General features: G+C 33.2%; 6 protein-coding genes. 3 read left to right on the top strand and 3 right to left on the bottom strand.

The features are described from left to right. The first annotated feature begins 6 nt into the window (after positions 1-6). The 3 genes from ACHRVL_RS22425 to ilvA all read left to right on the top strand — a co-directional run bounded on the left by ACHRVL_RS22425 (position 7) and on the right by ilvA (position 3,720). Complete coding sequence (locus tag ACHRVL_RS22425; RefSeq protein ID WP_395415493.1) at positions 7-1,341, top strand: OmpA family protein; 1,335 nt, start codon at positions 7-9, stop codon at positions 1,339-1,341. 536 nt (positions 1,342-1,877) lie between these two features. Continuing rightward, positions 1,878-2,402, top strand: a complete 525-nt coding sequence (gene ilvN / locus ACHRVL_RS22420) for an acetolactate synthase small subunit (RefSeq protein ID WP_395415491.1) — start codon at positions 1,878-1,880, stop codon at positions 2,400-2,402. A 25-nt stretch (positions 2,403-2,427) separates the two neighbouring features. Next, positions 2,428-3,720, top strand: a complete 1,293-nt coding sequence (gene ilvA / locus ACHRVL_RS22415; RefSeq protein ID WP_395415490.1) for a threonine ammonia-lyase IlvA — start codon at positions 2,428-2,430, stop codon at positions 3,718-3,720. A gap of 98 nt (positions 3,721-3,818) precedes the next feature. Here the strand turns inward: ilvA and ACHRVL_RS22410 are convergent, their stop codons facing one another. From ACHRVL_RS22410 to ACHRVL_RS22400, 3 genes are all read right to left on the bottom strand, one after another. Then, entirely contained in the window at positions 3,819-5,642 is a 1,824-nt protein-coding gene (locus ACHRVL_RS22410) for an alkaline phosphatase (protein ID WP_395415488.1), read from the bottom strand. 234 nt (positions 5,643-5,876) lie between these two features. Then, entirely contained in the window at positions 5,877-7,412 is a 1,536-nt protein-coding gene (locus tag ACHRVL_RS22405) for a RagB/SusD family nutrient uptake outer membrane protein (protein WP_395415487.1), read from the bottom strand. 18 nt (positions 7,413-7,430) lie between these two features. Next, positions 7,431-10,817, bottom strand: coding sequence for a SusC/RagA family TonB-linked outer membrane protein (locus tag ACHRVL_RS22400; RefSeq protein ID WP_395415485.1), 3,387 nt, complete (start codon positions 10,815-10,817; stop codon positions 7,431-7,433). Between the last annotated feature and the right edge of the window lie 83 nt (positions 10,818-10,900).

The raw sequence follows: 10,900 nt of genomic DNA, 5'->3' as shown, positions 1-10,900 counted from the left end.
TAGAAAATGAAAAATCAATATAAACTAACAATACTGTTTTTAACCTTATTTAGTTGTACTGTAAAAGGACAAGAATTTAATATTAAAATTAATGGCGGTCCATCTGGAATTCTTTACGACAGTGCTTTGGGTGATGCTAAACTTAAAACCGGATTTGGAATAGGTTTAGGCTATACGTATTACTTAAGTAAGCATTGGGGAATTGCAACAGGAATAGAAGGACAATACAGTCAGAATTCTTTTAATTTAAACGAAGGAACAACGTTTACTTCGTATGAAGTAGATGATCAAGGATCAGCTTTTGAATACCGTGTAAGTCCAAAGAATTACGCTGAAGACCAAAGTTTTTTCTCTCTTGTTGTGCCTATCCTTTTGCAATATCGAACGGATATATCGGCTAAAACAGGCTTCTATTTAGGAGTTGGGGCAAAAGCTTTATTTCCAGGAAAATTAAAATCCAAAGCCAGTGCTTCTGAAATTCAGATGTCGGGATATTATCCCGATTTAAATCTAGTAATCGATGATTTACCGCCACATGGATTTGGAAAAATCTCTAATTGGGAAGGCAGTACTCGTACAAGCCTCAAAAGCTCTATTTTATTGAGTGGTGAGACTGGCTTAAGTTTTAAACTAAAAGAGAACTTGAACCTTTATACTGGAGTTTACTTCGATTACGGATTAAGTGAATTAGCCAAAAGTAATTCAGATTCTAATTTGGTAACGTATAGTCCTACCGATGTAAATAGTATTGAACCAAATGGAGTAATCAAGAATGGCAAAGTAGTACAAAAAACCAACTATTTAGCGGCAGGAATTCAGGTTAAATTAGGTTTTTCACTTAAAACGAAAAAACAATTACCTGCACCGCCTGAAAGTACTACGACAGCCGTACAAACTACAGCAGAACCAAAAGTAGAACCAAAAGTAGAACCAAAAACAGAAATTGCCGTAGTTCAAACTGCTCCAGAAAAGAAAGAAGTAATTACTGCCGAAAATATAATTTTAATTGAAGAGCCTGTAGGTTTCACAACCGTTGGAAATACTGATTTGTCTCCTGCTGTAATTCCTCATCTTGACGAGATAGCAGTAATTCTGAAAAAAGACAAAACGGCTGTATTAGAGGTAACAGGCTACACTTGTAACATTGGAAGCAATGAAAGAAATCAAGAAATAGGAATGTTAAGAGCTAAATCTGTTGCAGATTATCTTCAAGGAAAAGGAATTGAAAACAGTCGTATACATTTAAAATCGAAAGGGCAAACAGATCCATTAGTACCCAACACTTCTGAAGAAAATAGAATTAAAAACAGAAGAGTTTCGATGGAAGTAATCCAGAATTGATTTAGAATTTCTTTTCTTATTATAAATAAAATAACGAATCATGCTAAAATAAATATTGCAAAAGTTCCTATTTTACAATAAAATGAAAATTCTATAATTGTTTCGTTTACTGTTTTTTAATCTTTAGTAATTTTTTAAAAAAAATAAAAAAAGTAAAACTCGTATATTTTTTTATACTACATTTGCGCTTTACAAATAAAAAATGAACACGCAAACTAACATCTTTATTATTATCAATTCTATTATTATCATTTGATATTAGTAAAGGGATTTTATATAAAGAAGTATACATAATACAATTTTAAAACCTCCCTAAACCGGGAGGTTTTTTTATTTAAAACAAACATGAAAAATTTAACAGCAATAATTATTATCGCAATTATCATTATTTGTCTCTCATGACGAGTTAGGATTATATTGTGTAATACGAAACCTTTCTCCGTCAAACGAGAAAGGTTTTTTTTTGCGCTAAAAAGAAACAACTCTAAAAATTACTAAATAAAAATTCAACTAAATACAGCAGCTGCACAAACAAAATGGAAGAGAAATATACTTTGACAGTTTATACCGAAAATCAACTAGAGCTAATCAATAGAATTGCCGTAATGTTTTTAAGAAAGAAAATTAATATGGTGAGTATGAATATCTCAGAATGTGAAATTGATAAAATGTATCGGTTTACAATTGTTATTAATGCAGCCTCAGAAATAGTACAAAACTTGGTACATCAAATAGAAAAAATCATCGATGTTTTTAGATGTTATTGTAATACTGAAGAGGAAATTTTTTCTACACAAACAGCATTGTACAAGCTGCCAACAGATAGGATGATAAACAATGAAAGTCTTGATCTTTTATTTAAAAAATATAATACCGCTTTTTTATCTATCGAAAAAAAATACACTGTATTTGAAGTTACGGCACAGGAAAATGAAATAGATAATTTAACAACTATTCTTAATCAATATGAACTTGTTGAATTTATAAAAAGTTCGAAAATTGCTTTGATTAAAGGCAGCGACGGGTTTGCTAAAGAATTATCTGAGATGGAAAACTACTAAGTCGAAAAAGCAACACAACGCAAAGATGAATTTATTTAAAGAAATACAGCTTGCTCAGAAACAATTGGCTGCTGTAATTATTCCTACTCCTTTAATAGAAAACTTGAGTCTCTCTAAGCAATATAGTGCCGCTGTTTTATTAAAACGTGAAGACCTTCAAGCGGGTTATTCTTTTAAAATCAGGGGAGTTTATAATAAAATTAATTCTCTGTCTATTACTGAGAAAGAGCGCGGAATTGTTTGTGCCAGCGACGGAAATCATGCACAGGGAGTTGCCTACTGCTGTGAGTTATTAAAAATAATGGGGAAAATATATCTGCCCAAAAACACCTCTAAACAAATACTAGAACAAATTCAGAAATTTGGAAAAGAGTACATCAAAATAATCCTAACTGGAGATGATTTTGAAGATGCTTATTCAATAGCCTTGGGAGATGCCTCGATACATCGTAAATCTTTTATACATCCTTTTGATGATTTAAAAGTAATTGCTGGTCAGGCCACTGCGGGACTTGAAATTCTTGAGGAATATCAAAATCCTATTGATTACGTTTTTGTTCCTTTAGAAGGAGATGGTTTGGCTGCAGGAATTTCCTCTGCATTTAAGATGTTAAGTCCTAATACAAAAATTATTGGAGTCACAACCCAAGAAAGTCCGTCGCTTGAAATTACAAGTGAAAGTGATCATTCTTTTGCTAATAAGAACTGCAATTTAGATACTGCTTCTATTAAAAAACAAGACGATCTAACTTTTAACATCTGTAAAGAAAACCTAACCGATGTAATAAAAATTCCAGAAGGAAAAATCTGCTCTACTATTTTAAAATTAGCCAATAATAAAGATACGAATATAGAACATGAAGGTATATTAAGTATTGCCGCGCTAGATTTTTATGCTGACAAGATAAAAGGAAAAACCGTGGTTTGTATAATAAACGGTGGTCTAAAAAGTATAGAAAAAGAGTCCGAAATAAAAGAACGCTCTTTATTATATGACGGTTTGGTACATTATTTTATGATTCAATCTCCACAGCGAAGCGAAATATTAAAAGGTTTTATAAGTGACATCCTTGGTCCTGATGATGAAATTACACATTTTCAATTTGTTCAAAAAAACAGCTATGAAACACAATCGGTTTTTATACGATTAGAAATCAAAGCACCCAATAATATTGAAACAATAAAAACCAAAATGCAGGCGAAAGAATTTCAATATCAAAACCTCAACGATCGAAATGATTTATTTAGTTCGAATATTAATTTGGAAAACATTTTATGGGAGGAAAAACAGGATAACAATCAATTTATTCTAAGATAAAATTGACCTCGCATCTATCATGAAAAAACAAAAACCAGTGACGTTAAATTCACTGGTTTTATTTTTTATTACACTATTCTAAACGAAGTTAACAGCAGCTATTTTATACTAAGCGCTTTTATTATTCGGCTGTAAATTTCGGTATTTTGATAAACACCCATAAAATTTTGCGCCCCTGCGCCGTATGCAAAAACGGGAACTGGAACTGCAGTATGATCATTTGTACTGAAACTTCCATGCACATATCCTTTCTCAATACTTCCGTCGATTAACGAAAGTCCGCCGGTTTCATGATCAGCTGTTACAATTAATAGTGTTTCAGGATTATTATCTACAAATTCCATTGCCTGCCCTACTAGTTTATCAAAATCAAGCATTTCGCGAACTACATATTCAACATTGTTTCTGTGTCCACCGTAATCAATCTGTGCTCCTTCTGCCATTATAAAAAATGGATTTTTTGATTTTAATAAAGTGCTTGTCGCTTTTGCAAAAGATTTAGTCAGGAAATCTCCTCGTCCGTCTTTCATCGAAACTACTGCAGCATCATCTAAAACTATAAATTTGTTGCTTTTAATTGTATCTAAACTATTGAATTTGTCTAAAAAAGTATATCCTCTTTCAGTCAATATTTTAGATAAATCTATTCCATCCTTTCTCGATTTGAATTCATTTTTTCCCCCGCCAATTAAAATATCTGAAGGATTTGCTAAAAAATCATTTGCAATAGGTCCGCTGTAACTTCTTTCCGGCTGATGCGCATAAAATGCCGCTGGCGTTGCATCTGTCATATTTCCTGCAGAGATAAGAGCCGTTTTATAATTTCTTGCGGCTAATTGCTGCGTGATTAATTCTAATGGCTTTCCGTTTTCATCAACACTTATAAATCTATTATTGGTTTTATGTCCCGTTGCCATTGCAGTTGCTCCGGCAGCCGAATCTGTAATATAACTATTTGAAGCTTTTGTTATAGAAAGTCCTTGTGTTGAAATATTAAAAAGACTTAACTGCCCTTTATTGGCTGTATAACCCGCATAAATCTGCGTCAAACCCATTCCGTCACCAATTAAAAGAATCACATTTTTAGGTTTCTTTTTAGTAAAAATCGAGGTGTTTTTAGGAACGTAAGCTTGGTGAAATTCGGTATTTTGATAAAATGTCGATTTAATGTTATTGATAAAATGCGTCAATTCTGAAACATTATCTGTACCAATAAAATCAACTTTTAAATTCATTAAAGTCATCCAAGTATTTACATTATCCTGCGTTCCCCAGAATCTTATTTTTTTATTTTGGCTGTGTACTTTTTTAATTGTTGACTGAATTTTTTCTAAATCATCTTTTGTCAAAACACCTTTTCCATTCCAAACTGTAAATTCTTTCAAATCTTCACTGATCATTTCTACACGTGCCAATTGGTCGGCAGTATAATTTTCGTTCAGTCTTCCGTCAAAATAAATAAACTCGGGATAATTGGCATATTGAGATGGCAGCGGTCTGTTCCCTGAAATTACGACTTTTATATTTTTGTTCGAAATGATTTCAGGAAAAGTCTTTAATTGTTGCACGATTAATTTCAAAGTCGAATCGGCATCAGATTTTATATCGATCATTAAAATTAATGGTTTATCGCTTTTATAAACTTTTCCTTCTAAACTTTTTAGTTTTGAAGCCAGTGGTTCTAGATATAAACTTTTAAGTGTATTGTGCACCGCAATTTCTTTTAAAGTATGCGATACAAAAAGTTCATTGTTTACTACAAAAACATCGGCTTCAATAACACCAGTTTCGTTAGAATACGCTCCATAAAATGGCAGGGCACTGGCATAATCATTATGCGAATGTATGTTTGATGAACTGTACTCCTGTGCTTGTGCAAAGAGGAAAAAGGAAAGGCAAAAAAGGGTGAATATTTTTTTCATTGAAAATGTTTTTATTCTTTTAAAGCTGTAGGTAACTTTATTAGAAATTAAGTTATTGTAATTTTAAAGTGCATTTTTATCTGATGGAAATAACAAGCTTTACTTAAATACAAACCAGTCTCTTTGGGAAAAGACTGGTTTATACTATTTAAAATTTGATTGTACTTTTTTACAAACTGCAGACTACACAACAAGCCTGCAGTGTAAAAAAACTAATCAAAATGAAACTACTAATTACCAGCCTTGATTTTGGGTCAATGCGCCTTTACTTACTGCAATTTCATCTGGCGGTATTGGCCAAACATGGTGTATTGCAGGATTAAAATTACGTGCAGGATAAATTACACTTCCGTTATAATGGTGCAGCGGTTTTGCATAAGTTTCTTTTGCATCGCCCCAACGTACTAAATCAAAATGACGATCTGTCCATTCTCCTGCTAATTCACAACGTCTTTCTCTTTTTAAATCGACCATTGTAGCACCAGCAATATCTCCAAGTCCCGCACGATGACGAATCAAGTTGATTTCTGTATCTGCATTTTGCCCTTTCATTAATTTGGCTTCTGCCAGCATCAAAAGCACATCTGCATATCGCAAAAGCGGAACGTTAAGTGCCGTTGAAGGTTTGTCTCCATTTGCATTTACATAACGAATATCAATTCCGCCTGAAGTTGTTTTTGGATAACTAAACGGTTCCATATATTTTTTGAACTGATAACCAGTTCTGTTACTAGAACTTACAATATTCTTTCCTTCATTAAAAGTAACTACTTCTCCAAAATAAGTGAATTTATCTCCTTTTTGTAAAATAGTTGCACTGCGTCTTTTGTCTGTTGGAACATAAGTATCAAACAATTCTTTTGTTGGATAAAAATTTCCCCATCCATTGTAAACTCCCCATCCTTTATCTTCCAAACAAACGCCTGGAAAAATAGAACCTAAAGAAGTATTTTCTGAACTTGAAGTTACTGACCAGATGTATTCTGTAGACCAGTTGTTTTTAATTTTAAATACATCTTCAAAATTATCAAGCAGTTTGTGTTTACCGCTTGCAACAATCATATTGGCATATTTTATGGCGTTATCCCAATCTTTTGCATACAAATATGTACGAACTAAATAACCCCAAGCTGCTGTTTTGTGTGCACGACCATAATTATCTGGTGTTAACTCATTAAAATAAGGCAATAAATCTGCCGCTTTAATAAGATCTGCCGCAATGTAAGCGTAGTTTTCGGCTACGTTTTTAGCGCGCGGCACGTATACATTAGTTGGATTTTCTCTGTCCTGAATTGGTATTCCTGCGCGATCATCTCCATAATGATAAGCGAGTTCTAAATGCATCACGGCATGATTAAAGTAAGCTTCACCTAACATTCCGTTTTTTGTTTTTTCATCCAAAGCAATATTCGGAACATTACGAATTACATCGTTACAACGTTTCATAACTTCATAATGCAGTCTCCAAATGTCTTTTGTGTCAGACTCCGCTCCATCAACAATAAAGTTTTTAATACGTTCTGCGTTTTGTCTTGGTTTTGTTCCTATATCATCACTGGCATTATTTAGCCAGAAAAAACCACGACCATACATATTATCATTAGAATACAAATCATAAATGGCATTTACACCCGCTTTTGCATCTGCAGGAGTTTTCCAAAAATTTCCGCTTGACGGTGCTCCTTGTGGTACAAGATCAAGTTCGCTTTCGCAAGCTGAAGTACTTACTAACAGCACAAAACTTAATAATAAAAGACTTAAATTTTTCATTTTGTTATTTTTATTTTTTTAAAAAGTAGCGTTTAGACCAGTCATGTAAATTCGAGAAAGTGGATATTTCCCTAAGTCCATTCCGAAATTTCTAAGACCAACTTCTGGATCCATTCCTGAATAGTTTGTAATGGTAAATAGGTTTTGTCCTGAAACAAAGAATCTTAATTTTGCTTTTCCGTTTAACCAATTTTCTTTGATTGTATAACCAATCGAAAGGTTTCTTAATCTTAAGAAAGAAGCATCTTCAATATAAAAATCAGAAATACGACCGAAGTTATTGTTATTGTCTGTCGATGACAATACCGGTATATTAGTGTCTGTATTAGTTGGTGACCAAGCATTTTTAGATTCGGCTAATAAATTGTAACCTGGAAAAGAACCGTTTAAACCGGTATGTTTTACGGCATTGAAAACACTATTTCCAGCAGCTCCGCTTAAAAAGATATTCATGTCGAAACCTTTATATCTAAAGTTCGTATTTAAACTGAAAGTAGTTTTAGGAAACGGACTTCCAAGCACTACTCTATCGTTGTTATTTATTACTCCATCGCCGTTTACATCTTTAAATTTCATATCGCCAGCAACAGCATTTGGCTGATAAGCAACATTATTAGAGTTTACATATGCTTTTGCTTCGGCATTACTTTGAAATAATCCGTCTGTAGCATATCCGTAAAATGCACCAACCGGACTTCCTACCTGATAAATATTCGCTAAAGGCAAACTACGAACTCGGCTTAAGTTTAAAGGTTCCAGCGAAGTTAAATCGTCTTTAATAGAAACAATTTTATTGCTTAAAAATGCTGCATTTGCTGTAATATCAAACTTAAATTCTCCTCTTGTTTTTTGATAGGTTAAACTTGCTTCGATACCTTTGTTTTCAACATCTCCAGAGTTTACAATTCTTCCTAACGGAGTTCCTGAAACGCCCGGCAGCTGATCACGAACTAACATGTCTTTGTTTGTTTTTACGTAAGCATCTACAGATCCTAATAAGGTATTATTGAACATGGTGAAATCTAAACCTAAATTGGTTTGCTCTGAGCTTTCCCATCTTAAATTCGGGTTTGATAATTCGCTTTCTGCATAACCATAGTTAATGGTTGGAGTTGCTCCTATTAAAGCTTGAGTCTGCGTTAAAGGCACACTAAACTGATATGGCCCAAGATTTCCTAAATTTCCAATTTGTCCCCAGCTTGCACGTAATTTTAAGTTGCTCACGGTTGAACTGATACCTTTCATAAATCCTTCTTCAGAAATTAACCATCCTGCAGAAACTGATGGATATACTTTCCAACGGTTTTCTGATAATAGTTTTGAAGTTCCGTCACGACGAACGATTCCTGATATTAAGTATTTTTGATTGAAGTCGTAATTAATCCTTCCAACATAAGATGAGATGATTTCATCAGATAAACCTGCTCCTGTTTGTTGAATTAATTTTGCGTTTAGCAAATAACGTTGTGATGGATCTTCACTGTCAAAACCTGTTCCTTCAACCGTGTAAAAATCTCTTTTTGTTTCTTGATACGTATATCCTGCTAAGGCTTTAAGATTGTGTTTTCCAAATGATTTTTCGTAAGAAACAGTTTGCTCACTTAGTAAATCAGTAGTTGTTGCTGATTTTTTTGTCAAACGGTTAAAGTCAAAGATTTTTCCCGGTTCAGTAATTTTTGTTGAAAAATCAGTTGCGTTATCTTGAATTCTAGTATAACCCCAATTCGATTTAACTTTTAAACCTGGTACAATTTCCCATTCTGCATACGGGTTTATCAAAATTGTAGAAACAGGATTTCTGTTGTCTAGTCTTTTTAAATACGCTACAGGGTTTATTACGTCTCCGTAAGAACCAATATATTTTTCTGGAACTCCTCCAAATTGCCCAGAACCGTCTTCTCTATAAATAGTTGCATTTGGCGGATAAAATACTGCTGCCAAAATAGCTCCTGTATAAGCATTTGCAGTATTAGCCGTTTGTCCATCAGTTAATGAATAGGATAAATTTTCTCCAATTGTAAAATTGTCTGCGAGTTTAAAAGATGTATTTGCTCTAACAGTATAACGTTCTCCGTAGGTATTTAATAAAACACCTTCATTTTTTCTATAACTTCCTGAAAGAAAGAAATTTGATTTTTCTGTTTTTCCGTTTATCGAAAGTGACAGATCTTGAATTTCTCCTGTACGGAAAATTTCATCCATCCAGTTTGTTTTTGTAGTTCTTGCTGTTGGTTCAAAAGCCGGATCAAAAGCCGGAATTCTTGGTAAACCAGCATTATCTCTAGCAGTATTCATAGCGTCTGCATATTCTGCGGCATTTAAAACATCTAGTTTTTTAGCCACATTCTGAAAACCTCCCTGATAATTTACATTCACATTAATACGATCTGAAATTCCTTTTTTAGAGGTAATTAAGATTACACCGCCAGATGCCCTTGCTCCATAAATCGCTGCCGAAGCTGCATCTTTTAAAACACTGATCGAAGCAATATCATTTGGATTTAAAGTATTTAATGATCCGCTGTAAATAATTCCGTCTAAAACAATTAAAGGAGTTTCAGCGTTCAAAGAACCAATTCCACGAATATTAATTGTTGGCGAAGCAGTTGGATCACCTCCATCATTAATAACGGTAACACCAGCCACAGTTCCTTGTAATAACTCTGCCGCATTATTGTACGTTCTGCTTGAAGTTTCTTTCATCGAAACTGAACCTACTGCTCCAAGAACTTCTTTCTTTTTAACACTTCCATATCCCATTACAACTACTTCCTGAAGTTGTTTTACATCAGATGCTAATTTTACTGTAATGGTTTCGCTTTTGGTTACTTTAACTTCTTTATTGATATAACCAACGTATGAAAAGACTAATAAAGCTTCAGCTGCATTAATTTCCATTTTAAAAGTTCCATCAAAATCTGTTGTTGCTGCTGCACTTGAATTTTTATCTTTAATTCCAACACCCGGCAACGGCATATTATCGTCACCGCTGAAAACGGTTCCAGATACAATAATTTTATTTTGATCTGCAGCTGCTGTTTTTTGTGTTTTCTTGATAACGATATTGTTATTTACAATTTCATATCGAAGCAAAAAATTACTGCAAATTTTATCTAATGCTTGTTCTAAAGTTACATTCGATAGTTTTAAACTAATTTTTTGATTGGCATTAATTTGATTGGATTCGTACATAAAATGCACATCAATTTGATTTTCAATTTTTTGAAAAACATTTTTTATACTTTCATTTTCTACCTTTAATGTTACTCTCTTATTTGTATTGTTATTGTCTGCATTTGCTGTAAAACCTGCAAAAAACAAAGCAATAAGCAGGATTGCTTTTAACCAAGCGGTTTTTTTAATACTTTGAAACTCTACGACGCATCGCATTCGTTTTTCATTCATGACTTGTTGTTTTAGTTGTTTTTGGATTTTTTGTTTCTACGTAGTTTATTTTTAAATCTGATTATTAGTCAGATATTTTCTTT

This window comes from Flavobacterium sp. FlaQc-28 (assembly GCF_044007415.1).
GTDB lineage: Bacteria > Bacteroidota > Bacteroidia > Flavobacteriales > Flavobacteriaceae > Flavobacterium.
The sequence above is the reverse complement of the archived record's forward strand: the minus strand, read 5'-3'. Positions and strand labels throughout refer to the sequence as shown.

What these genes read in the sequence shown, in the direction of transcription:
- ilvN (WP_395415491.1), top strand. Translation starts at nt 1,878, where the DNA reads ATGGAAGAGAAATATACTTTGACAGTTTATACCGAAAATCAACTAGAG.
- ACHRVL_RS22405 (WP_395415487.1), bottom strand. Translation starts at nt 7,412, where the DNA reads ATGAAAAATTTAAGTCTTTTATTATTAAGTTTTGTGCTGTTAGTAAGT.
- ACHRVL_RS22410 (WP_395415488.1), bottom strand. Translation starts at nt 5,642, where the DNA reads ATGAAAAAAATATTCACCCTTTTTTGCCTTTCCTTTTTCCTCTTTGCA.
- ilvA (WP_395415490.1), top strand. Translation starts at nt 2,428, where the DNA reads ATGAATTTATTTAAAGAAATACAGCTTGCTCAGAAACAATTGGCTGCT.
- ACHRVL_RS22425 (WP_395415493.1), top strand. Translation starts at nt 7, where the DNA reads ATGAAAAATCAATATAAACTAACAATACTGTTTTTAACCTTATTTAGT.
- ACHRVL_RS22400 (WP_395415485.1), bottom strand. Translation starts at nt 10,817, where the DNA reads ATGAATGAAAAACGAATGCGATGCGTCGTAGAGTTTCAAAGTATTAAA.